The organism is Streptomyces caniferus (assembly GCF_009811555.1).
In the GTDB taxonomy this organism is placed as follows: domain Bacteria; phylum Actinomycetota; class Actinomycetes; order Streptomycetales; family Streptomycetaceae; genus Streptomyces; species Streptomyces caniferus.
In genome coordinates, this window is sequence record NZ_BLIN01000003.1 from 554,964 (window position 1) to 576,614 (window position 21,651).

Below are 21,651 nucleotides of genomic sequence, written 5' to 3' on the forward strand. Positions count from 1 at the left end.
GCGGCGGACTCAGCCCCGTACGCGGTGCCGGACCGTGGATCCCGAGCGGTCCTTGACGACCTCCAGCTGCGCGGGGATCCGTGCCTTGAGGTCGGCGACATGGCTGACGATGCCGACGCTGCGGTCGCGTTCGCGCAGTGAGTCCAGGACGTCCAGCACCTCGTCCAGGGTCTGTTCGTCCAGACTGCCGAACCCCTCGTCGATGAAGAGGGTGTCCAGCCGGGTGCCGCCCGCCTCGTCGGTGACGACATCGGCGAGGCCGAGCGCCAGCGCGAGCGAGGCGAAGAAGGTCTCGCCGCCGGACAGGCTGGAGGTGTCCCGTTCGTGGCCGGTCCAGGCGTCGATGACATGCAGACCGAGGCCGGAGCGCCGGGCGCCGCCGGCCCGTTCGTCGGAGTGGACCAGGGTGTAGCGGCCGGCGGACATCCGGTGCAGCCGGGCCGTGGCGGCGGCCGCCACCTGTTCGAGCCGGGCGGCGAGCACATACGACTCCAGCCGCATCCGCCGCTCGTTCTCCGCGGACGTGCCGGAGGCGAGCGCGGCGAGGCGGGCGATGCGGTCGTAGGCGGCGCGCAAGGGGGCCAGTGCGCGGGCGTCGGCCTCAGCGCGGGCGGAGAGCCGGTCGAGTTCGGCGCAGCGTTCCCGGGCTGCGGCGTGGGTGGCCGCGGCGGTACGCAGCCGCGCTGCCGCGGCCTGGTGCGCGGTCTGGGCGGCAGCCGGGTCCGCGGGCGGCAGCGCCGCGGCGGCGGAGGCCTCGGGGTCGGCCAACTCCGCCTCCACGGCGGCCGATTCGGCCTGCCAGTCGTCGAGCCGCTGCTGCAGTGCGCGCCATGCGTCGTCCCGCAGCAGGGCCTCGGCGGCGGCCTGCGGGGTGTCGAATCCGGCACGGTAGGCGGCATCGGACAGCCCGGCGTCGGCGTCCTTGAGGCGCTGGGCACAGCCGTCGGCCGTACGGGCCGCCTCCGCCGCCGCGGCGAGCAGGGCGACCTGCCGTTCCAGGCGCGCGGCCCGGTCGGCCACGCTCGGGCAGTCGGCCCGCGCCCGGGTCAGCTCCTCTTCCAGTGCGGCCCGTTCGCGGTCCAGCGCCTCGCGGTGGGACGTACGGGCGGCGGCCCGGCGCTCGGCCTGCTGCTGCCCGGCGCGGCGCTGCTCGTACTCCCGTTCGGCGCGGTCGAGCGTCCCGCGGGCGGCGGGGAGGTCGGCGCCGAGTGCCCGGTCCCGGGCGAAGTCTGCCCGCAACTCCTCGACCTCCGCGGCGAGTTCCTCCGTCGGCGTGTCCCCCGCCGTGGCGGCAGCGGCGGCCAGCGCCTCCTTGGCGGACTGGCAGCGGGCCTCCGCCTGCTGCCGTGCCTCCTCGGCCCTGCGGTGAGTCTCCAGTGCGGCCTCCTCGGCCGTCCGGTCGACATGGCCCGCTCCGGCCCGGGCCGGCGCGGGGTGCTCGGTCGCGCCGCACACCGCGCACGCCTGCCCGTCGCGCAGCCCGTCCGCGAGTTCGGCGGCGATCCCGCGCAGTCTGCGGTCCTTGAGATCCAGCCAGTGCTCATGGGCGGCCGCGGACCGTTCCCGGGCGGCGAGCAGCTCCGCTTCCGCCGTCCGCACATCGGCGGAGAGACGGTCACGGCGACGGGCCGCTTCCCAGCGTTCGGCGGCCGGTTCGATCCGGGCACCGAGCTGGTCGGCCCGGGTGGCGGCCTCCTGCGCCGTTTCGATGCGCTGCCGATGGGCGCGCTGGGCCTCACCCCACCCGGCGAGCCACTCGGCGGCCTCCAGCAGCGTCCGCTCGTCGGCGCGCGCCTCGCGGTCGAGGGCGGTCCGCTCCCGGCCGATGTCGGCGGCCCGCCGCTCGGCCCGCCGGGCCGCCCCGAGCGAGCCCAGGTCCTCCCGCAACCGGCGTTCCATCGAGGCGAGCTGATCGCTCTCGGCATCGGTGAGGCCGGACGGCAGCGGGCTTCTGCTCTGCCGCTCGGCCCGCTGGGCGGAGTCCAGTTCGTGCCAGGCGGCGTCGCGCAGGGCGAGCGCGGGCGCGACCTCAGCGGCCGCACGAGCCCGCTCCAGCCGCTCGCGGGTGCGTTCCCGCTCCTCGGCACCGGCATCGAGCCGGGCGGCCCGTTGCCGGGCGTCCGCGTAGCGCTGCTGGAGCCGGTGACACTCACGGGTCTCTTCCCACCGCCGGGCCGCCTGCTGCTCCGCGACCTCGGCGGCGCGCTCCGCGGCATGGGCGACGGCCAGCCGCTCCCGTGCGCCCACTCGGGCGACGGCGGCCCTGACCAGCACCGCTTCCGCGAATCCCGGCTCACCGGGTCCCGGTACGGCCGGGGCCTCCCCGGCCGCGGTACGGACCGGCCCACCACGACCGCCGCCCTCCGCGGGCCCGGCCTGCCCCGGTACGGTCGCCCGCGTGGCCGTCGCGCCCGCCCCGGCCGTCGTGGCCGATGCCCGGCCGCGGCCGCGTGCCGGTGCGCCCGAGGTCGTCTGCCCGGCAGCCCGTTCCGGCGCCGGAACCGACGGATCGTCGAGATCAGCGCTCTCCCCGGCCGCCTGCGCCATCCGGTGTGCCAGCGCCAGCAGCCGTTCGTCACCTGCCGTGACCGTGTCCGCGGCGGCCTTGCGGCGCGCGTTCAACTGCTCTTCGAGGGCCGCGAAGCGCCGGGTGTCGAAGAGCCGCCCCAGCAGCCGGGACCGGGCTTCCGCGTCGGCCCGCAGGAAGCGCGCGAAGTCGCCCTGCGGCAGCAGCACCACCTGGCAGAACTGCTCCTTGCTCATCCCGAGCAGCTGGCCGATCTCCTCACCGATCTCCTGGTGCGAACGGCTCAGCGCCTTCCAGTGACCGCCCGCGCCGTCCGCGGGCCCGTCGCCGTCCGCCGCTCCCCCGGCGTCCGCCCCCGCCGGCACGAATTCCCGCAGCCTGCTCTGCGCCTTCTCCCTCGTCGTGCCGCTGCCCCGCTTCTTGGGGCGCGGCTGCTCGGGGAGCCGCGTGATCTCCAACCGCCGTTCCGCCACGGTCAGTTCGAGGACGACCTCGGTGAGGGTCAGCGGGTCGGCCAGATCACTGCGCAGGGCCTGCCCGCTCTGCCGCGCCCCGGGCACCGACCCGTACAGCGCAAAGCACACCGCGTCCAGGACCGAGGTCTTCCCCGCGCCGGTCGGGCCGTGCAGCAGGAACAGTCCGTCCCGCGACAGCCGGTCGAAGTCGATGGTCTGGGTGCCGCCGAAGGGTCCGAAGGCGGTGAGGGTGAGCCGGTGCAGCCTCAACGCGCCACCTCTGCCGCCATGTCGTCGACGCGTACCTCGTCGATCGCCGAGCGCAGTTCGCCCCGCTCCTGCTCATCGGCCGCCCGGCCGGAGCGTACGTGTTCCACGAAGTCCTCGGCGATCTCCTGGTCGCTGCGCCCGCGCAGCCGCTGCGCGTACGAGGCGAGCGAGCGGGCGGGTCCCTCGTCGGGATCGAAGACGAGGCTGACGATGTGCGGGAAGCGCCGGGCGAGCCGGGCCATGGGCTCGTGCGGGCGGACGGTGTCGGTGAGCGTCGCCTCGACCCAGGACTCCTCGTGCCGGGCCTGCTCCGGTTCCTCCAGCAACTGCTCCAGCGGCCCCCGGACCCGGGCCAGCGGCCGCGGCACCGGGCAGTCCACCCGCTCGGCCTGCACGGCGCCGTCCGCGTCGAGCTCGACGATCCATGACGACTTGCGGTGCCCGGCCTCCGAGAAGGAGTAGGCGAGCGGCGAGCCCGAGTAGCGGACCCGTTCGGTGAGGGTCTGGCAGCCGTGCAGATGGCCGAGGGCGACGTAGTCCACCCCGTCGAACACGGCCACGGGGACGGAGGCGACCCCGCCGACGGTGATATCGCGCTCGCTGTCGCTGACCGCGCCGCCGGTGACGAAGGCATGCGCCAGCACCACGGAACGGGTCCCCGCGGGCCGGCCGACGAGATCGGCCCGCACCCGGTCCATCGCCGCGCCCAGCACCTCCGCATGGTCGGCCCGCCGCGCGCCGAGAGTGTCGCGCACCATCGCGGGTTCGAGATACGGCAGTCCGTAGAGCGCCACCGGGCCATGGGCGTCGGAGAGCAGCACGGGTGTGCCGCAGCCGGCCGGGTCGGTGCGGAGATGGATGCCGGCCTGCTCCATCAGCCCGGCACCGACACCCAGCCGGCGGGCGGAGTCATGGTTGCCGGAGATCATCACGGTCGGGACGCCGAGCGCGGCGAGCCGGTGCAGGGCGTCGTCGAAGAGCTCGACCGCGGCGAGCGGCGGCACGGCACGGTCGTAGACGTCACCGGCGACCAGCACCGCATCGATGTCCCGCTCCCGCACCGTCTCGACCAGATGATCGAGAAACGCCCGCTGCGCGGAGAGCAGGCTCACCCGGTGGAAGGACCGCCCCAGATGCCAGTCGGAGGTGTGCAGAAATCTCACGTAGCGACTCCGACCTGCATCTTCTTCCCCTCCGTAGGCCACGAGTCGGCGCGGCCGGCATCGGCTGCGGCAAGCACCCCGTCCATCACGGGCCCCATTCTCGCACCCACATCTGGCGTCACATGACGGTCGACGGGAGCCGTGATCCGAGGGGCGGCGCGGGCCGGCCGACGCGTCACCACAGCGCACGGGCTACCCGGGACACGTGAGCCGGAACCGAGCAGAGGCGGGCATCGAAAGTACGCACGAGGACCAGAGCCTGCGCCGAAGTACCGGAGGAACGAGGGTCATACAGTGCGCCGCCCCCGGCGATTTCCCGAATGGCTGCACATCTTGTGAGCGTTCTCCCCGGGTCTGCATATCGTCAGCACATCGTCCTGACCGGGCCTCAGGGACCCGGGTGCCGACGAGCCCGGGCCGATCCGGCCCGTGATCTCCGGCACGTGGCACATGGCCACGGATGAGGCGCGAGGGACGTGTTCGGCGTTGGCCCGTAGCGAGCAAATGGCATCAAAACAGATTTATGCCCTGAAAGTGTGAAACCTTCGGAAAAAACCTCAGTCTCGGGCCGCACGAACCGAAGGGAAGTACAGGAAGCGGCAGTGAGCCGCTTAGATCGATCGGGAGATTGTTATGTCACGGATCACGCGGGTGGCTGCTCTGGCCGCTCTTGCGGCAAGTACTGCCCTGGGTGGCGTTTCGGCAGCCTACGCCGACAGTGGCGCGGCCGGCGGTGCGGCCAACTCACCCGGAGTGGTGTCGGGCAATGCGATTCAGGTCCCGATCCACATTCCGGTCAACGTGTGTGGCAACACCATTAACGTCGTGGGGCTGCTGAACCCGGCCTTCGGCAACACCTGCATCAACGGCCTCGAGCGCCGGGTGATTGTCCGCCACAAGGTGGTCAAGCACGTCGTCAAGCACGTGGTCAAGCACCACAAGAAGAAGCACCACAAGCACCACCGTCCGGCCGGCGGCATCCACACCGGCGGCGGCGGCCTGGCCGGCAGCATCCACTAGCACAGGAACCGTCCCGGGCGGGGCCCACCAGGCCACCGCCCGGGACGGCCGCTGCCGACCCGCAGCACCACGCCCGAGGCCGGGCCGTTTCCACCGACAGCCCTTCCACCTTCATCGGAAGAGACGTCCCGGCCCCGGGCTTCCTGCTGCTCGCGCACCTGCGCGCTCCGTTCGGCCCCTGCCACCGCACGCCTTTCCCCTCGGCACCCGGTCATCCCCCGCCTTTCGCGGCCCTCGCCCCTGGGCCCGGCGGGGCCGGCCCTGCCACCACTTCCCGCTCGGATCCCCGCGAGCACTACTTCATGCCCGCGTCACGGACCAGCAGGGCCATCTGCACCCGGTTGGACAGACCCAGCTTGGCGAGCGCACGGCTGACATGAGCCTTCACCGTCCCTTCGCCCATGGCCAGTTCACGCCCGATCTCGGCGTTCGACAGCCCTCTCGCCACGGCCCGCACCACCGTCGCTCGCCTCGGCGACCACGTCGATGCCCTCGGCCGGTTCCACCATCGCTCTGGCGGCCGTGCTGGCCGCGATAGGGCCGGCCCGCCGGGCGGCCCGTACCGACCTGCTGGCGGCGATCGCCGGTGAGTGACACTGCGCGGGAAGGCCGGCGGTCCACGGCGGAAGGGGCCGTGCACAAAGTTGCGGTCACGCGCACCGTGCCGGCGGCGTCAGCTGCCCTCCGCGGCTCCCACCGTGCCCTCGGCGCCCTTCTCCGTCGTGGCTCCGCCGGGCCGCTCGGTGTCCGGGTCCGCACCGTGCAGATACTCCTCGCTGATCCGCTTCGGACCGAACGGCCACTCCTTCTCGTGACGGGCCCATGCGAGGAAGGCCACGACACCCGCTCCGACCCATGCCAGCGACCATTCGATGGGGTGCCTGCCGGGCGAGTTGGTGTCCGCGTAGCCGTAGATCACCAGCCAGCCGATCAGCCCCACCACGCTCGGCAGCGGATAGAGCCACATGCGGTACGGGCGGCGCAGCCCCGGCTGGCGACGGCGCAGCACGGTCACCGCGGCGATCTGGGCCAGCGACTGCACGATCACCATGACGGTGGTGAGCAATTGGATGATGGTGGCCAGGTCGGTGTGCCGACCGATGAGGAAACCCACGGCCATCACGGCCCCCATGGTCAGCAGGCCCAGCACGGGGAAGCGGTGACGAGGGTGGAGCTTGCCGTACGGGCGGAAGAAGACCCGGTCGCGGGCGGCGTCGTAGGGGACGCGGGAGCCGCCGAGGAGGCCGGTGAAGACGGAGGCCACGGCGGTGATGAGGATGAGCACGGTCACGGTGCCGGCGGCGCTCTCGCCCCAGGCCTTCTCCAGTACGGCGGAGGCGACGGAGGAGGATGCCGTGGAGTGCGGGTCGAGCATGTCCTTCCAGTCCACGATGCCCAGGGTGCCGATCTGCAGCAGCAGATAGATCGTCATGATCCCGAGGATCGAGGTGATGACGGCGCGGGGGATGGTGCGCCCGGGCTGTCTGATCTCGGCGCCCATGTACGCGATGGTGTTGTAGCCGAGGTAGTCGTAGATGCCGATCGTCAGGCCGGCCGCGAAGCCGATCCAGAAGTGGCTTGCCGTCAGCTCGAAGGCATGGGCGGGGTAGGTGAAGGCACGCTGGGGGCTGAAGTGGGTGAAGGCCGCGACGATGACCAGGACGACGGAGGTGATCATCACCGTCCAGAGGACGACGGTGAGCTTGGCGATGTTCTCCACCCGCCGCCACAGCAGCGCGATGATGCCGACCGTGACGACGAGGCCGACGAGGTCGCCCTGTCCCGGACTCATGCCCGGCCACAGGTAGCCGAGGTACTGCACGAAGCCGATCACGCCGGTCGACATCCCCAGGGGGATGAACAGCATGGCGGTCCAGACGAACAGAAACGGCATCAGCTTGCCGGTGCGGTACTGGAACGCCTGCCGCAGATAGACGTAGCTGCCGCCCGCACCGGGCAGCGACGCACCCAGCTCGGCCCAGACCAGCCCGTCCGCGAGCGCAAGGACCGCACCCGCCAGGAACCCGGTCACGGCCTGCGGCCCGCCGAACGCGGCGACCATGAGCGGGATGGTCACGAAGGGGCCGATGCCACACATCTGACTCATGTTGATGGCGGTGGCCTGGAACAGGCCGATCCGCCGGACGAATCCCACGCGCTCATCGAGGAGTTCAGGCATAGAGGCCCTTTCCCGTGCCGGCACGCACACGTTTCTCGCGACCCGTTCCCGCCGCGCCACAGGCTGACACGATCGGCGCCCCGGCGCACTGGTACGGACCGAACTTTCCGGCGTGGTCCGCGCGCCCTGCCCGCCTGCCCCCCGTCAGCAAGTCCGGCTCCCGTCGCTCGGCCCACCCCGCCGTCGCACAGCCGCCCCGCCGTTGCACAACCGCACCGCCTCTGGCCGCGGGCCGCCCGCCCGCCGACCGTCACTCGCCGCCCGGGTCCCGCCGGTCAGAGGTCCCCGTACGCCTCGCCGCCGAGTTCCAGCCTCGCGGTGCCGGCGGTGGTGTCCGCGAGCCAGGCGCGGAAGGCTTCCAGGTCGGCTTCCGGCAAGCCGATCTCGATGCTGACCTCTGCGCCGTAGGTGACCTCACGCACCGCCCGGCCCGTCGTCCGCAGATCGTTCTCGACCCGGCCCGCGCGCTGGTGGTCGACCGTGACCGTCACCAGGCGGTAGCGCTGCCGGGTGACGGTGCCCAGCGTGTCCAGTGCCTCGCCGACGACGCCTCCGTAGGCACGGATGAGGCCGCCGGCGCCCAGCTTGACCCCGCCGAAGTAGCGGGTGACGACGGCGACGACATAGCGGATCTCGCGGCGCACCAGCATCTGCAGCATCGGGACGCCCGCGGTACCGCCCGGCTCCCCGTCGTCGCTCGCCTTCTGGATGCCGCCGTCGGCGCCCAGGACGTAGGCGAAGCAGTGGTGGCGGGCGGTGGGGTGCTCCTTGCGGATGCGCGCGATGAAGTCCTGGGCCTCGGCCTCGGTCGCGACGGGCGCGAGCGCGCAGAGGAAGCGGGACTTGTTGATCTCGATCTCATGGACGCCCTCGCGCGCGAGCGTGCGGTACTGCTCCTGCATCCGACCAGCCTATGTGTCCCCTGTGACATGCGGACACCGGCTGTGCGGGCCGGACCGCGCCGCGCTGGGGAGTCCGCCTTAAGGGCGCGGGTGTCCGCCGTCCGGGCGCAGTCCGCACGGCCAGGCGGCGTACCCAGCCCGTCCGCACGGTGCGTCGGTGCGACGTCCGCCCCGGCCGTGGGCAGTGTGAGGTCAGTGCGAGAGCCTCGTGTTTCCGGGGCCCCGCTCGTACGTGTAGAAACGGCGGGTTTGCGGAGGGCTGCATGGAAGAGAGCACACAGTCGGCGATGACGGCGGGCGTTCCCGTGACGGGCGAGGAGATGCCCGAGCCCCCACCGGAGGTCATCGAGGCGGCACGCCAGGCACCCGACCACTGGCTGGCCATGGTGGATCTGACCTGGCAGGGAGAGGGGCCACCGCCCCTCTGGGCGTTGATCGGGCAGTGGCGTTCGGATTCGGCCGGCGAGATCGTCGAGTGGCGTGACAATCCGGAGTACCGGCCGTCGCCACAGATGCTGGACTGGTCGGAGCCGACCGACGCGGTCGACAGCGCGCTGCAGCTCGCCGCGACCGGTTACGGACCGGGAGAGGCCGTCTCCCAGGCGTTGGCGCGCGCGGAGGTCTTCGTCCTGGTGACCGCGACCGGTACGCCACTGGCGGCCGCCTCGCCCGAGGGCACCCCGGTGATCCCCGTCTACTCCTCACCGGGATACCTCGAATCGGTGGGCCGTCTGCTGTACGACCGGCGGACGGTGGCCGAACTCGTCGGGCAGCTGCCGCCCGGGCATGCGCTGTACGTCAACCCGACCGGCCCGGTGAGCATGCTGGTGGACACCGAGGAGCTGCGCACCACGCTGGCCGAGACCTCCGGAGCGACGGAGGAGACGCGGGAGGCTGTCGTGACCGTGAAGCCGCGCCCGGGTACCGGAGCCGGCGGCGCCGAGCCGGTGGGCAGCGGCCGGGGGATCGGCAAGCCGGCCCGTACCGCGAAGGGCAGCACCGTCGTCGGGGCCGGGATGGCCGGCAGTGGAATGGCCCGCGGCGGCAACTGAGCCGTCGGCACCGAAACCCGCCCCGCCCGTCTTCCCCTTCGGGCGGGGCGTCTGCCGTACGGCGCGCGCCGCGCCCGGCACGCCGGACGGCCCGGTCGTCTCCCGCGACGGGAATCTCCGGGGCACGCCGTCCGTTGATCCGCACAGGAACCTTCCATCCGCAGGAGGCAGTGCGTGTACGGCGAACCCAGCACGATCCGCAAGATCCTCACCGAGCTCGGCGACACCTGGGCCGTCGTGGGCCTGTCCAACAACGAGCGGCGTGCGGCGCACGGCGTCGCCGAGGTGCTGCAGCGTTACGGCAAGCGGATCGTGCCGGTGCATCCGAAGGCCGAGACCGTGCACGGTGAACAGGGGTACCCCTCGCTGGCCGCGATTCCCTTCCCGGTCGATGTGGTCGATGTGTTCGTCAACAGCGAGCAGGCGGGCGGCATCGCCGACGAGGCCGTGACGGTCGGTGCGAAGGCGGTCTGGTTCCAGCTCGGGGTGGTCGACGAGGCGGCCTGGGACCGTGTGCACGACTCCGGCCTCGCCATGGTGATGGACCGCTGTCCGGCCATTGAGATTCCCCGTTTGGGCTGAGCGGCGCGTGTGGCAGCATCCGGGGATGATCGTGACCCGCGCCGCCGTGCCCGAGGACGCCGCCGAGCTGGTCCGGTTGCGCCGCCTGATGTTCCTCGCCATGAACGGGCGTGACACTCCCGGGAGTTGGGAGCGGGAGGCAGAGGTGACGGTGCATCGGCAGCTGACCGGACCTCGGGCGCGGCTGGCCGGATTCGTGGTGGCGGGTGACGGGACCGGTGCACCCCATCTCGCCGCGTGCGCACTCGGGACGACCGAGGAGCGACTGCCGTCGCCGAGCCATCCGGCGGGGCGCTTCGGCTTCGTCTTCAACGTCTGTACGGACCCGCGCTACCGGGGTCGCGGCTATGCGCGTGCCACGACGGAGGCGCTGCTCGGCTGGTTCGCCGAGCGGGGTGTCACCCGGGTCGATCTGCATGCCACCGACGAGGCCGAGCCGTTGTACCGGAGCCTGGGCTTCACGGAGCATTCCACGGCGCTGTCGCTGGATCTGCCGTCCGACGCGTTCGTTCCGTAGCACCGTAAGGGTGTCAGGGCGGCACGAGTGGTTGGCCGAGCGCGCCGCGAGCCCGGTCCCGGTCCCGCTCCCAGGAACAGCGTCCGGGAAAAGCGTTTGACGCCCGCAGGCCGCCGGCGGTCGGATAGCGCCCCATGAACACAGGGCAGATGCACCCCGGACTCCACCCCGTCGACGACGGCCTTGTACGGCGGCTGATCGCCGGGCAGTTCCCGCAGTGGGCGGGGCGGGCGGTGGAGCGGGTTGCGTCCGGCGGCACCGTCAACGCCATGTACCGGCTGGGCGACGCCATGGTCGTACGGCTGCCGCTGGTGCGGGGCGGGGCCCAGGACGTGGCGATGGAGCGGGAGTGGCTCCCGCGCCTGGCGCCCCGGCTGCCCGTGGCCGTCCCCGAGGTGCTCGGGGGCGGGGAGCCCGCCGAGGGGTATCCGTGGCCGTGGTCGGTTTACCGGTGGCTGGCGGGCGAGAACCCCGAGGCCGGGGCGCTGAGCGAGCCCCTGCTGCTGGCCGAGGATCTGGCCGGGTTCGTGGCGACGATGCGGAGCATCACCCTGCCGGGCGCACCGGCGGCCCACCGCGGCGGGCCACTCGCCACGCTCGACGCGTCGACCCGGGCGGCGATCGAGGAACTGCGCGGGATCCCGCAGGAGGGCATCGACTGCGACGCCGCGGCCGCCGTATGGGAGGACGCGCTGCGGGCCCCGGCCTGGGACGGGCCGCCGGTGTGGCTGCATGCCGATCTGATGCCGGGCAACCTGCTGGTGGACGGCGGCAGGCTGACCTCGGTGATCGACTTCGGGTGCATGGGGGTGGGCGATCCGGCCTGCGATCTCTTCCCGGCGTGGAATCTGCTGCCGGCACAGGCCCGGCAGGTCTTCCGGGAGGCCCTCGACGTGGACGACGCGTCCTGGGCCCGTGGCCGCGGGCGAACGCTCTCACAGGCGCTGATCGCGCTGCCGTACTACCGCAGGACGAACCCGGCGATGGCGCACAACGCCCGGCATGTGATCCGGGCGGTGCTGGGAGAGGGCTGAGGCCGGCTCGTACCGGCGTGTTCCGCGTTCGGGCTTCCCGGCGACCTCGCCGACGGCGTCGGCCTCGGTGCGCCGGCCCGGAGTGCTAGGCGGTACCCAGCCCCTCCAGGACCGTGGCACCCGGCAGTTCGGCCAGTGCCTTGCCGGGCACGATGAGTTTGCCGCGGCGACTGCCGCTGCCGATCAGGGAGTAGGGGATGTCGGCGGCGGCCGAGTCCACCAGCAGCGGCCAGTCGGCGGGCAGGCCGATCGGGGTGATGCCGCCGTACTCCATCCCGCTGTCACCGACCGCCTTGTCCATCGGTGCGAACGACGCCTTGCGGGCCCCGAGCTGACGCCGTACCACGCCATTGACGTCGACGCGGGTGTGCGAGAGGACGACACAGGCGGCCAGGGTGGTCTCGCCGCCACGCTTGCCGGCCACCACCACGCAGTTCGCCGACTGCTCCAGGAGCCAGGGGCCGTACCGCTCGACGAGCAGCGCGGTGTCCGCGATGGCCGGGTCCGTGTCGACGAAGCGCAGCTCCTCGACCGGCACGGATCCGCCCCAGGAGCGGATCGCGGCGGTCACCGGGGCGGGCAGCAGATCCAGGCACTCCACGGCGGGCCGGACATCGTCGAAAGCATCCATCGGCACGGGCATGGCGCCAAGCTAACAGTCGCGGCGGGGGCGGCGGCGGGACGTCTCAGCGGGCGAGCGGGATGATCACCGACATGGTCATCTCGACCGGTTCCGTACCGTCGTTGCGGTAGCCGTGCGCGACCTTGGCCTCGAAGGTCGCCGAGGCGCCGGCCGGCACCGCGTGCTCCGCACCGTCCACGACCAGTGTCAGCGTGCCGGCCCGTACGTGCAGCAGCTCGACGCTGCCGGGCGGATGCGGATCGGAGGCGCTGCTGTCGCCGGGCATCAGCCGCCAGTCCCACAGTTCGTAGGGGCCGGGCGCCTCGGCGCCCACGAGGAGCGTGGTGGAGCTGCCGGCCTCGGTGGACCACAGCCGCACCGCCTCGCTCGGCGCCACGATGCGCACCTGCGGGCCCTGTTCGTAGTCGAGGAGCGTGGTGATGCTGACGCCGAGGGCGTCGGCGATCTTGACGGTGGTTCCCACGCTCGGATTCGTCCGGGCCTGCTCGATCTGGATGATCATGCCGCGGCTGACCCCTGCGCGGGCAGCCAGCGCATCGAGGGTGTAGCCGCGCTCGGCGCGCCAGTGCTTGAGGTTGCGGGCGAGCGACTGCGTGAGCTGGTCGAGATCCGTCACGGTCCGTCCAAGTCGAAGGGCAATATATTGGATGCAGCGATGCACTCTGCTGCACTACGGTGTGGTGTACTTCAGCGTCCGGTTCACTGTACTGCGAGGTTTCACCATGACAGCGGTCTTCGCCCTGGCCACCAGTCTTTTGTGGGGGCTCGCCGACTTCGGCGGCGGACTGCTCACCCGACGCCTGCAGGCGCTGACCGTGGTGGTCGTCTCGCAGGCCCTGGCCGCCGCGGTGCTGGGCGCCCTCGTACTGGCCACCGGCGGCTGGCGGGAGGCCGGGCCGCAGCTGTGGTTCGCGGTCGGTGCGGGCGTCGTGGGGCCCGCCGCCATGCTCTGCTTCTACCGCGCCCTGGCGCTCGGCCCGATGGGCGTGGTCTCCCCGCTCGCCTCGGTCGGCACCGTGCTCGTCCCGCTCGGGGTCGGGATCGTGGCGGGCGAGCGGCCGGGGTTGCTGCAGGCCACCGGCATGACCGTGGCCGTGATCGGCGTACTGCTGGCCGGCGGCCCGCGGGTCAGCGGTGCGTCCGTGGCCCGCCAGACGCTGGTACTGACGCTGGTCTCGGCGTTCGGGTTCGGCGCGGTGATGGCCCTGATCTCGGAGGCCTCGACGACCGTGACCGGCCTCTTCCTGGCCCTGTTCGTCCAGCGGGTGTGCAATGTCGCCGTCGGCGGGGCCGCCCTGTACGCGTCGGTGCGGCGCGGCACCCCGGCACTGCCCGAGGGTGGGCTCCCGGCCCTCCGGGGTGCGCTGCCCGCCCTCGGCTTCGTCGGGATCGCCGATGTCGCCGCCAATGGCACCTACGCCCTGGCCGCCCAGAACGGGCCGGTCACCATGGCGGCGGTGCTCGCCTCGCTCTACCCGGTCGTCACCACGCTCGCCGCGCTCGGCGTCCTCAAGGAGCGGCTGCGGGCGATCCAGACGGCCGGCGCCTCCCTCGCCCTGTTCGGCTCGGTGCTGCTCGCGGCGGGGAACTGACGCGGGCGCGGCAGGCGGCCGCCGGTATCCGTCTGACGGCGGATCAGGACGCCTCGTACGCCTCCTTGGCCTCTTCCGACTGCCAGGCCCGCAGCGCGAGCAGCTGGTCCGGGGTGACGCCCTCGGGGATCGGCACGGGCGCCGGGGTGCGCAGCGGCGGCTGCCAGCCTTGCCGCTCGTCCCAGCTGCGCACGACCCGGGCGGGCGCGCCGGCCACCACCGCGTGATCGGGGACCTCGCCCCGGACCACGGCGCCTGCCGCGACCACCACGTTGCGGCCCAGCCGCGCACCGGGCAGGATCACCGCCCCGGTACCGATCCAGCTGCCGGAGCCGATGGCCACCGGGTCGGTGCGCGGCCACTGCTTGCCGACCGGCACCTCGGGGTCGTCGTAGCTGTGGTTGGTGGTGGTGACGTAGACCCCGGGGCCGAAGAAGCAGTCGTCGCCGATCGTCAGCCGGACATCCGCGATCACATGGCTGCCGCGGCCCAGCACCACACCGTTCCCCAGCGTGAGAATCGGGTCCGGGCCGAGGTCCAGATCCGGCATCATGCCCGCCGTCAGCGTCACGTCCTGGGCGATGATGCAGTGGTCGCCGAGCTCGATCCACGGGTCGCCGAAGACCGTGCCCTGCGGATAGGCGAGCCGGGTGCCGCCGCCGATCCGCCGGAAGCGGTACGGGCCGGGGCGCTCGGCCGTGACGGCCGCGGCTTCCCTCACCCAGCGCGCGCCGCGATGGACGGCGCGCGACACGGCCCGGCGCCGCCAGGCCGCGACGGACGAGAACACGTTCTGGTTTATCGGCACCCGCACACCGTACTCAGCCTGCCGGGCGGCGGACCGCGCGCCGGGCTGTGATCTTCGCCCCACCGGCGGCTGTCCCTGCCCGGCGCAGCGGCCGTCGTCTACGGTGCTGTTGGCGCGGCGCATCACGGCGAGGAGATCCAGAAATGGCGGGACGGGCGTTGATTTCACCGGTGGGCGGCAAGGAGCCGAAGGTCGATCAGGAGGCGTTCACCGCCCCGACGTCCGTCGTGCTCGGCGAGGTCACCATGGCGCCGGGCTCCAGCGTCTGGTACCACGCGGTGCTCCGGGCCGACTGCGGCCCGATCGTGCTGGGCGCCGACAGCAACATCCAGGACAACTGCACGGTGCATGTGGACCCCGGCTTCCCGGTGACCGTCGGCGCACGGGTCTCGGTCGGGCACAACGCGGTCCTGCACGGCTGCACGGTCGAGGACGATGTCCTGATCGGCATGGGTGCCACGGTGCTGAACGGCGCGCACATCGGCGCGGGCTCGCTGGTCGCCGCGCAGGCGCTGGTCCCCCAGGGCATGCGGGTCCCGCCCGGTTCGCTGGTCGCCGGGGTGCCGGCCAAGGTCAAGCGGGAGCTGACCGACGAGGAGCGCGAGGCCCTCAAGCTCAATGCCGTGATGTACCTGGAGCTGGTGGCACGGCACCGGGAGGACGTGGCGGACGCCGGGGAGTGAGCCGGCCGGCCTAGCCGGGCCCGGCCGGCCGCCGCGGCGCGGGCCGTGGACGGGCCCGCTCCGCGGTCGGCGGCTCAGTGCCGGGCGGAGGCGGCGGTCAGCGCGGAGGACAGCAGCTCGGCGTCGAACAGGGTGGCGTCCGCGAGGCGGTTGGCGTTGGCGTACGCGTTCAGCATCACCTTCGCGGTCCGCAGCGCCGAGGGGGAACGGCGGACCAGCGGCTTGATCCACCGGGTGACGGCGCCGTCGAGCTGCGCCTCCGGGACGACCTTGTGGAGGATGGACAGTTCCTGCGCGGTGGTGGCGTCGAAATTGTCGGCGGTCAGTATCAGCTCACGGATCCGCGCCGCGCCCGCCTCGTGCAGCAGCCGCGGCATGATGCCGCCCCAGGCGGGCGGCACCCCCAGTCCCAGCTCCGGCAGGCGGAAGCGGCAGGTGTCCGCGCCGACCCGCAGATCGCAGAAGACCGCGAGCCCCACTCCGGCCCCGACCACCCCGCCGTGCAGCCGCGCGACGGTCACCACGTCGGTGCTCGCGAGGGCCTCGCACACCCGTCGCGCCTTGTTGCCCAGGGCGCGCAGCCCCACGCCGGTGGGGTCCGCGGCGAGCAGGGCGGGGAACTCCGCCCGGTCACCGCCCAGACAGAAGTCCTTCCCCGCGCCGGAGAGGACCAGGACCCTGATACCGGACTCCTCGTCCAGGGCTCCCAGTACGACGAGGAGCTCGTCGAGGATCTCCCCCGAGATGGCGTTGCCTGTCTCGGGACAGTTCAACTGCACCGTGAGGACGGGCCCCTCGTGTGTCACGAGGAGGGACTTGAAGTCGTGCATCATGGCCGTTCCTTGTTGTGATGTTCCGCTGTGCGGGAGACCGGTGTGCCGGGAATGTCAGGCACGGGCAACCGGAAGTGTGATCAGGCGGCGGAAGGCCACGCGCGGCTCCCAGAGCGGAGCAGCGGTGATGCGCAGTCCGGGCAGACGCTCCAGCAGCGCGGTGAGCAGGCAGTCCGCCTCCAGACGCGCCAGCGTGTTGCCGAGACAGAAGTGAATACCCCCGCCGAAGCCGAGATGGGCGGGCCGGCGGCGGATGTCGAAGACTTCGGGGGAGGCATAGTGGGCCGGATCGTGATGGGCGGCTCCGGCCATGAGCTGCACCATCTCGTTCTTGCGGACGGTCACCCCGGCGAGTTCGGTGTCCTCGGAAGCCACCCGGCTGATCATGTGTATCGGAGCGTCGTAGCGGAGCGCCTCGTCGATCGCGTCCGGTATCTGCTCGGGATGGATACGCAACCAGTTCAGCTGGCGGGGGTGCTCCAGGAGCAGCCGGAACGTGCTGGAGAGAACATGGGCCGTGGTCTCCAGCGCCGCCAGGAGCATGAACAGGGTGAGGGAGTAGACGGCCTCGTCGGCGACTTCCCGGTCGGGTTCCTGCGCGTCCCAGACCCGGATCCATTCCGAAACCGGATCGCGTCCCGGCTTTTCCCGGCGCTCTTTCACCAAACTGGTGAAATATTCACGCAATTGACGGGTCGACTCGTCGGACAGGGCGAGTTGACTCGGATTCGGAAACAATTCCTGGGTGTACACCTGGTCGTGGGTGAGCGAGCGCAGGAACGCGAAGTCGGCCGACGGAATCTGCAGCCATTCACCGATGGTGATCACCGGAAGTTCTTCACTGACCAGGGTACAGAAATCCGCCGGACCGTACGCGAGTTCCTCTTCGAACCGGTCGAGCAGCCTGCTGGTCGTCCGCTCGACCGAAGTCTTCATCTCGGCCAGGGAGTTGCGATGGAAAACGTTGCCCACCGACCGCCGCACGCGGGTGTGGTGCGGCGGGTTGAGCATGGGCAGGGTGCCGCCCATCTGGCGTGACGCGCTTGCGTTCCAGCGGGCCCCATCGTCCTGGCGGGCCCGCCAGGCGCTATCAGGGACCCGCCAGGATCTGCTTCGCAAAAGCTGATGACACAGCCCGTACGAGGTCACCAAGTGGCCACCCCAGGGCGCCGGAACAATATCCCCCATCGCCCTGAGTTTCGCGTACAACGGCAACGGATCCGATTGGCCATCGGCCGTGCGGAGACGAGAAAAAAGCGAAACAACACTGCGCCGGTCAACGGGGGCAGCGGCCAGAGCGGGCTGCAAGGCGATACCTTCTTTCCGAAGATCACTCATTGGTCGCCAACCCTGCATACCCCTACAACTGAACGTTCATGCGACCATCGAACGTCAGAGCTGTAGCGTGCATCACACTCGCCACCAGCTGAGGAATCCACTCCACCAGCTGCCCTTTTGCGGCTTGGTCTGCGATTCCCGGGCCCGAGCGTCTCCCCCGCCGGGACCGCCGGCCGCGCCGGACGGCGCCCGCCGCTCGCTGCGCACCGGGGTGAACCGGGCCGGCAGCGCGTTGAGCGCCCGGTGGAACGGGCCGGGCCGCCAGGTCAGCGTGTCCGCGGGAACGCCGAGTTCGATGTCGGGCAGCGCGTTCAGCAGCTTCTCGATGGCACGTATGGAGATCAGCAGCGCGGGGTCCTTCGCCGGGCAGGCATGCGGTCCGGCTCCCCAGGCCAGATGGGCCCGCTTGCTGAACGTCTGCCGGCCGGCGGACAGCGTCGGGTCCGCGTTGGCCGCCGCGAAGCTGATGAGCACCGGCGTGCCGACGGCCAGCTTGTTCCCGGAGAGCTCCACCTCGTGCGTCGGGTAGTGGGTGGCGTAGTTGGCGATCGGCGGGCTGTTCCAGAGCACCTCGTTGATGGCGTCCTCGACCAGGACGTCGCCGCCGCCCTGCTGGCCGCCGGCGAACTGCTCGTCGGACAGCAGCAGCCGCAGCGCGTTGGCGATGATGTTCTGCACCGGCTCGGTGCCCGCTCCGATGAGGAGCGCGAGCTGGTGGACCATCTCCTCGTCGGAGAGCCGCGACTGATGCTGCATCAGCCAGGAGGTGATGTCGTCGCCCGGCGTGCTGCGCTTCAGTGTGACCAGCTCGAACAGGGCGCCGCCCATGGCCTCGTTGGCCCGCTCCGCATCGACGCCGTCGAAGAGGTTGGAGATGGCGCTGATCAGCCGGTCGCCGATCTCCGCCGGGCAGCCGAACAGGTCGTTGAAGACCAGCAGTGGCAGCAGCTGCGCATAGTCGGTGATCAGGTCGGCCTTGCCGCGGGCGCTGAACTGGTCGACGAGGTAGGCCGCGACGCGGTCGACATGCCTGCTCACGCGGTGCATGTCCAGGCGCGCGAAGCTCTCCGTCACCGCCTGGCGCAGCCGCAGGTGATCGGCACCGTCGGAGAACATGCAATTCGGCCGGTACATCATCATCGGCAGGACGGGGCTGTCGAGCGGAACGCGCCCTTCGTTCAGTGCGCGCCAGCGGCGGGAATCCCGCGCGAAGGTGTCCGGGTTCTGCAGGACGTGGAGCGCCGTGGCGTAGTCCGTGACGAGTTCGGCCTCGACCCCGGGAGCCAGCTCGACGGGCGCGCTGGGCCCGTACTGCCGCAGCATGTCGTAGAAAGCGTCCGGCGCGGCGGCGAATTCAGGTCCGTGGAGGGGAACCCGTTGGCCGCCGGCGTGTGCGGGGCAGCCGGGCGGTGGACTCTGGAATTCCGAATGGGATGGCATGCCTGAACTCCTAGTTGAGACGGGACTGTAGGTAACGGACGAGCGCGATCAGGGAATCCGCCGAGGAACGCTGGTCCCGTGCGTCACAGTTGACGACAGGCGTCTCAGGAAGGAGGTCCAGCGCCTCCCGGATCTCGTCGAGCGAATGCGTGGGAGTCCCGTCGAAGTGGTTCACCGCGATGGCGTAGGGGATTCCGTAGTGTTCCACCAGGTCCATGACAGGGAAGGACTCGTCGAGCCGCTGGGGGTCGACGAGGACCAGGGCGCCGAGCGCCCCTCGGGTCATGTCTTCCCACACCTGGACGAAGCGCTGCTGGCCGGGGGTTCCGAACAGATACAGGACCAGCTTCTCGCTGAGCGTGAGCCGGCCGAAGTCCATGGCGACCGTGGTCGTGGTCTTGCCGGGTGCACCTTTCGGGTCGTCAATTCCCGCACCCGCCTGCGTCATGATCTCTTCGGTCCGCAGCGGGGGAATTTCGGACATTGTCCCGATGAATGTGGTCTTTCCTACGGCGAAGTGTCCGACCACGAGGATCTTCGCCGCGGTCTGCACTGAATTGCGCAGGTACACGCCGTCATCCAAAGCGAGCCTGGAGCCCATTCAGCACCTCCTCAAGGATTTCCCGGTCGACAAGCTGAGCACTCGGTATGGGTGCGCGGGAGTACAGATGACCTTCCCGTGCGAGATCGGACACCAGAATCTTGACGACACCCACCGGCAGCCGGGTGTGCCCGGCTATCTCGGCGATCGAGAGGAAACCTCCCGAACAGAGCTCCAGCAGACGGATCTTCTCCGGATCGAGGGGCTTCGTCCGGGGTGGTTCCGCATGCATGGTGACCAGAGTGATCAGTGAGAATTCGTTGCCGTCAAGAAGGTCGCGGCCGTTGGTGATGACGTACGGCCGTACTAATTCCGCTGCTTCGTGTTCCAGCTCCGGCTCGTCATCGGTTGTCATGACTGAATATCAGCCCTCTCGCGCGGCGGGCTGGTCAGTGCCTTACCGAGCTGGCCGACAAGCTGCTGCATACGGAACGTGATCTCCGCCATGTCGACATCGGGGGAAGCCGACACCGCGAGATAGGCGCCCTCACCGGCCGAGATGAGAAAGACCCAGCCATGGTCGAATTCCACCAATGTCTGCCGCCATTGCGGCCGCCCGGCGGACGCGCCGCCATGGCAGAAATCGGCGACCGTACGGCTCAGCGACTGCATTCCGCTCATCGCGGCGGCGACGGTGTCGGCGTGGTCCCGGCCGACTTCCTTCGAGCGGGCCATGAGCAGGCCGTCGGCGGAGACGAGAATGGCGTGCTGCGCTTCAGGCAATTCCAGAGCACTGTCAAGCATCCACGACAGATCGTAGTTCACTGAACCTCATGCCCTTCATTGCTTGCATTAGTGGAACGGCGGCCGGATTGCGTGCCGCGCTGGAATGCGCCCATGACGGAGGCGGACCTTGCGCTGTCGCGGGCCGGGTTTTGCGTGCTCTCGGATTCGGTCGGCACGATGGAAATCGCACCGCGCCGACGGCGCTTCGGCAGACCGCCTGCGGTCGTCTCGGGAGCCGGCTGGGAGGGAGCGGGATGCCCCCCGGGCACGGTGCCGGGCGGCGGGGGACCCGCAGCCGGGTATCCCGGGGCCGCAGGGGCCCGGCCCGGAGCGCCGGGGGCCGGGTGACCAGGGGCGTTCTCGGGCGGCAACGGGGCGGAGGCGGCCACGGCAGGACTCTCCTCGGGCTCGTGCAGGGACGTCAGCAGATCGTCGGGGAGCAGGACGACCGCGCGCACGCCGCCGTAGGGAGAGGCGGAGTCCACCGAAACGCTGAAGCCGTAGCGGGCGGCGAGCACACCGATGACGGTGAATCCGAACTGCGGCGGGTTCCCGAGGCTGGAGACGCTGGCCGCATTCGCGCTGGACAGCAGCTGGGCGGCTCGTGCCTTCTCCTCCTCGTTCATCCCGACACCGGCGTCGTCGACGACGATGCACACGCCCTTGGGCACCGGCCGGATATTGATCTCGATCATCGTTTCCGGCGCCGAATAGCTGGTGGCGTTGTCCAGCAGCTCGGCGAGCACGAGCGCGACCGGTTCAACGGCGCGGCTCACGATGGCGAAATTACTCTGCGACCGGATCTCGACGCGCGTGAAATGGCGAATACGGCCCTTCGCGCTGCGCACCACATCGTAGAGCGAGGCATTGTGCCGCCGTCGGCCGAGCCAGCCGTCGCAGAGCACGGCAATGGACTGAGCGCGCCGCGCGAACTGCGAGTTCATGTGGTCGATGTCGAGCAGATCCTGAAGGATCTTGTGCTCGCCATAGGCCTCCTGCAGCTTGGAAATCGCCAGCTGCTGCTCGCTCGCAAGACCCTGCAGCGTCCGCATGGCGGCCTTCAGTGTGGTCTTGGTGGCCTCCTCGGCCCGGTCCTTGGCCTCTTCCACAGCCTCCGTGTAATGGTCTTCGAGATTGGCGTAATGCTGCTTGAGCTCAGCCTGTTCTTTTCGAAGCTCCGTGATTTTTTTTCTGCCGCGAATAATCGCGGTTGCGGCTACAGGGGTACCAGCGATCAAACCCCAGAACGCTGGATCCTGGAAGTATTGCGTCATAGGACTCTCTTC

General features: G+C 70.9%; 20 protein-coding genes and 2 pseudogenes. 7 read left to right on the forward strand and 15 right to left on the reverse strand.

The annotated features are described in order from the left end of the window. Positions 1–9 precede the first annotated feature (9 nt). Together Scani_RS11165 and Scani_RS11170 are read right to left on the reverse strand one after the other, a co-directional pair. On the reverse strand, positions 10–3,252 hold the full coding sequence (locus Scani_RS11165; RefSeq protein ID WP_159473164.1) for an AAA family ATPase: 3,243 nt from the start codon (positions 3,250–3,252) through the stop codon (positions 10–12). Beyond that, complete coding sequence (locus tag Scani_RS11170) at positions 3,249–4,415, reverse strand: exonuclease SbcCD subunit D (protein ID WP_159473167.1); 1,167 nt, start codon at positions 4,413–4,415, stop codon at positions 3,249–3,251. Before Scani_RS11170 ends, Scani_RS11165 begins: the two co-directional genes overlap by 4 nt. Positions 4,416–5,048: 633 nt before the next feature. On the opposite strand from Scani_RS11170, the pseudogene Scani_RS40790 reads away from it, so the two are divergent. Then, a pseudogene (locus tag Scani_RS40790) lies at positions 5,049–5,282 on the forward strand (chaplin); the annotation flags it as partial. 448 nt (positions 5,283–5,730) lie between these two features. Here Scani_RS40790 and Scani_RS11180 read toward each other — a convergent pair. The 3 genes and pseudogenes from Scani_RS11180 to Scani_RS11190 all read right to left on the reverse strand — a co-directional run. Continuing rightward, a pseudogene (locus Scani_RS11180) lies at positions 5,731–5,901 on the reverse strand (response regulator transcription factor); the annotation flags it as partial. Positions 5,902–6,108: 207 nt separating this feature from the next. After that, on the reverse strand, positions 6,109–7,614 hold the full coding sequence (locus Scani_RS11185) for an APC family permease (RefSeq protein ID WP_159473174.1): 1,506 nt from the start codon (positions 7,612–7,614) through the stop codon (positions 6,109–6,111). Between the two features lie 275 nt (positions 7,615–7,889). Next, a complete protein-coding gene (locus tag Scani_RS11190) occupies positions 7,890–8,516 on the reverse strand; it encodes a YigZ family protein (RefSeq protein WP_159473177.1) in 627 nt (208 codons plus the stop codon). Between the two features lie 263 nt (positions 8,517–8,779). On the opposite strand from Scani_RS11190, the gene Scani_RS11195 reads away from it, so the two are divergent. From Scani_RS11195 to Scani_RS11210, 4 genes are all read left to right on the forward strand, one after another. Further along, entirely contained in the window at positions 8,780–9,568 is a 789-nt protein-coding gene (locus Scani_RS11195; protein ID WP_159473180.1) for a type VII secretion system-associated protein, read from the forward strand. Between the two features lie 174 nt (positions 9,569–9,742). Then, complete coding sequence (locus Scani_RS11200) at positions 9,743–10,150, forward strand: CoA-binding protein (protein ID WP_159473183.1); 408 nt, start codon at positions 9,743–9,745, stop codon at positions 10,148–10,150. Positions 10,151–10,175: 25 nt separating this feature from the next. Next, the gene (locus tag Scani_RS11205) at positions 10,176–10,667 is read left to right on the forward strand and encodes a GNAT family N-acetyltransferase (RefSeq protein ID WP_159473186.1); all 492 of its coding nucleotides are present in this window, start codon (positions 10,176–10,178) and stop codon (positions 10,665–10,667) included. Between the two features lie 134 nt (positions 10,668–10,801). Next, positions 10,802–11,701, forward strand: coding sequence for an aminoglycoside phosphotransferase family protein (locus tag Scani_RS11210; RefSeq protein WP_218039171.1), 900 nt, complete (start codon positions 10,802–10,804; stop codon positions 11,699–11,701). 85 nt (positions 11,702–11,786) lie between these two features. Here the strand turns inward: Scani_RS11210 and Scani_RS11215 are convergent, their stop codons facing one another. Next, positions 11,787–12,344: a YbaK/EbsC family protein gene (locus Scani_RS11215; protein WP_159473189.1), complete on the reverse strand. Its 558-nt coding sequence runs from the start codon at positions 12,342–12,344 to the stop codon at positions 11,787–11,789. A gap of 43 nt (positions 12,345–12,387) precedes the next feature. Further along, the gene (locus tag Scani_RS11220; RefSeq protein ID WP_159473192.1) at positions 12,388–12,960 is read right to left on the reverse strand and encodes a helix-turn-helix domain-containing protein; all 573 of its coding nucleotides are present in this window, start codon (positions 12,958–12,960) and stop codon (positions 12,388–12,390) included. Positions 12,961–13,066: 106 nt separating this feature from the next. On the opposite strand from Scani_RS11220, the gene Scani_RS11225 reads away from it, so the two are divergent. Then, complete coding sequence (locus tag Scani_RS11225) at positions 13,067–13,936, forward strand: DMT family transporter (RefSeq protein WP_159475749.1); 870 nt, start codon at positions 13,067–13,069, stop codon at positions 13,934–13,936. A 43-nt stretch (positions 13,937–13,979) separates the two neighbouring features. Here the strand turns inward: Scani_RS11225 and Scani_RS41710 are convergent, their stop codons facing one another. Then, positions 13,980–14,744 carry an acyltransferase gene (locus Scani_RS41710; protein WP_159473195.1) on the reverse strand — a complete coding sequence of 255 codons (765 nt, stop codon included), beginning with the start codon at positions 14,742–14,744 and terminating at the stop codon, positions 13,980–13,982. Positions 14,745–14,887: 143 nt separating this feature from the next. Here Scani_RS41710 and Scani_RS11235 point away from each other — a divergent pair, with 143 nt between their 5' ends. Then, the gene (locus Scani_RS11235) at positions 14,888–15,427 is read left to right on the forward strand and encodes a gamma carbonic anhydrase family protein (protein WP_159473198.1); all 540 of its coding nucleotides are present in this window, start codon (positions 14,888–14,890) and stop codon (positions 15,425–15,427) included. Positions 15,428–15,501: 74 nt separating this feature from the next. Here the strand turns inward: Scani_RS11235 and Scani_RS11240 are convergent, their stop codons facing one another. The 7 genes from Scani_RS11240 to Scani_RS11270 all read right to left on the reverse strand — a co-directional run bounded on the left by Scani_RS11240 (position 15,502) and on the right by Scani_RS11270 (position 21,639). After that, positions 15,502–16,260 carry an enoyl-CoA hydratase/isomerase family protein gene (locus Scani_RS11240; RefSeq protein WP_159473201.1) on the reverse strand — a complete coding sequence of 253 codons (759 nt, stop codon included), beginning with the start codon at positions 16,258–16,260 and terminating at the stop codon, positions 15,502–15,504. A gap of 54 nt (positions 16,261–16,314) precedes the next feature. Continuing rightward, positions 16,315–17,289: a cytochrome P450 gene (locus tag Scani_RS11245; protein WP_308686563.1), complete on the reverse strand. Its 975-nt coding sequence runs from the start codon at positions 17,287–17,289 to the stop codon at positions 16,315–16,317. Between the two features lie 381 nt (positions 17,290–17,670). Then, positions 17,671–19,038: a cytochrome P450 gene (locus Scani_RS11250; protein ID WP_159473224.1), complete on the reverse strand. Its 1,368-nt coding sequence runs from the start codon at positions 19,036–19,038 to the stop codon at positions 17,671–17,673. A gap of 10 nt (positions 19,039–19,048) precedes the next feature. Continuing rightward, a complete protein-coding gene (locus tag Scani_RS11255; protein WP_159473227.1) occupies positions 19,049–19,639 on the reverse strand; it encodes a GTP-binding protein in 591 nt (196 codons plus the stop codon). Further along, positions 19,614–19,994 carry a DUF742 domain-containing protein gene (locus Scani_RS11260; protein WP_159473230.1) on the reverse strand — a complete coding sequence of 127 codons (381 nt, stop codon included), beginning with the start codon at positions 19,992–19,994 and terminating at the stop codon, positions 19,614–19,616. The genes Scani_RS11255 and Scani_RS11260 overlap by 26 nt, the downstream gene beginning before the upstream one ends. Further along, entirely contained in the window at positions 19,991–20,404 is a 414-nt protein-coding gene (locus Scani_RS11265; protein ID WP_159473233.1) for a roadblock/LC7 domain-containing protein, read from the reverse strand. Before Scani_RS11265 ends, Scani_RS11260 begins: the two co-directional genes overlap by 4 nt. Continuing rightward, positions 20,401–21,639 (reverse strand): ATP-binding protein, encoded by a 1,239-nt coding sequence (locus Scani_RS11270; RefSeq protein ID WP_159473236.1) that lies wholly within the window; start codon positions 21,637–21,639, stop codon positions 20,401–20,403. Before Scani_RS11270 ends, Scani_RS11265 begins: the two co-directional genes overlap by 4 nt. Between the last annotated feature and the right edge of the window lie 12 nt (positions 21,640–21,651).

Bases quoted from the DNA above. Each gene is read 5' to 3' on its own strand.
- Scani_RS11270 (WP_159473236.1), bottom strand. From the start codon at position 21,639: ATGACGCAATACTTCCAGGATCCAGCGTTCTGGGGTTTGATCGCTGGT.
- Scani_RS11195 (WP_159473180.1), top strand. From the start codon at position 8,780: ATGGAAGAGAGCACACAGTCGGCGATGACGGCGGGCGTTCCCGTGACG.
- Scani_RS11255 (WP_159473227.1), bottom strand. From the start codon at position 19,639: ATGGGCTCCAGGCTCGCTTTGGATGACGGCGTGTACCTGCGCAATTCA.
- Scani_RS11250 (WP_159473224.1), bottom strand. From the start codon at position 19,038: ATGCCATCCCATTCGGAATTCCAGAGTCCACCGCCCGGCTGCCCCGCA.
- Scani_RS11215 (WP_159473189.1), bottom strand. From the start codon at position 12,344: ATGCCCGTGCCGATGGATGCTTTCGACGATGTCCGGCCCGCCGTGGAG.
- Scani_RS11240 (WP_159473201.1), bottom strand. From the start codon at position 16,260: ATGATGCACGACTTCAAGTCCCTCCTCGTGACACACGAGGGGCCCGTC.
- Scani_RS11190 (WP_159473177.1), bottom strand. From the start codon at position 8,516: ATGCAGGAGCAGTACCGCACGCTCGCGCGCGAGGGCGTCCATGAGATC.
- Scani_RS11235 (WP_159473198.1), top strand. From the start codon at position 14,888: ATGGCGGGACGGGCGTTGATTTCACCGGTGGGCGGCAAGGAGCCGAAG.
- Scani_RS11260 (WP_159473230.1), bottom strand. From the start codon at position 19,994: ATGACAACCGATGACGAGCCGGAGCTGGAACACGAAGCAGCGGAATTA.
- Scani_RS11225 (WP_159475749.1), top strand. From the start codon at position 13,067: ATGACAGCGGTCTTCGCCCTGGCCACCAGTCTTTTGTGGGGGCTCGCC.
- Scani_RS11245 (WP_308686563.1), bottom strand. From the start codon at position 17,289: ATGGGCGGCACCCTGCCCATGCTCAACCCGCCGCACCACACCCGCGTG.
- Scani_RS11210 (WP_218039171.1), top strand. From the start codon at position 10,802: ATGAACACAGGGCAGATGCACCCCGGACTCCACCCCGTCGACGACGGC.
- Scani_RS11205 (WP_159473186.1), top strand. From the start codon at position 10,176: ATGATCGTGACCCGCGCCGCCGTGCCCGAGGACGCCGCCGAGCTGGTC.
- Scani_RS11185 (WP_159473174.1), bottom strand. From the start codon at position 7,614: ATGCCTGAACTCCTCGATGAGCGCGTGGGATTCGTCCGGCGGATCGGC.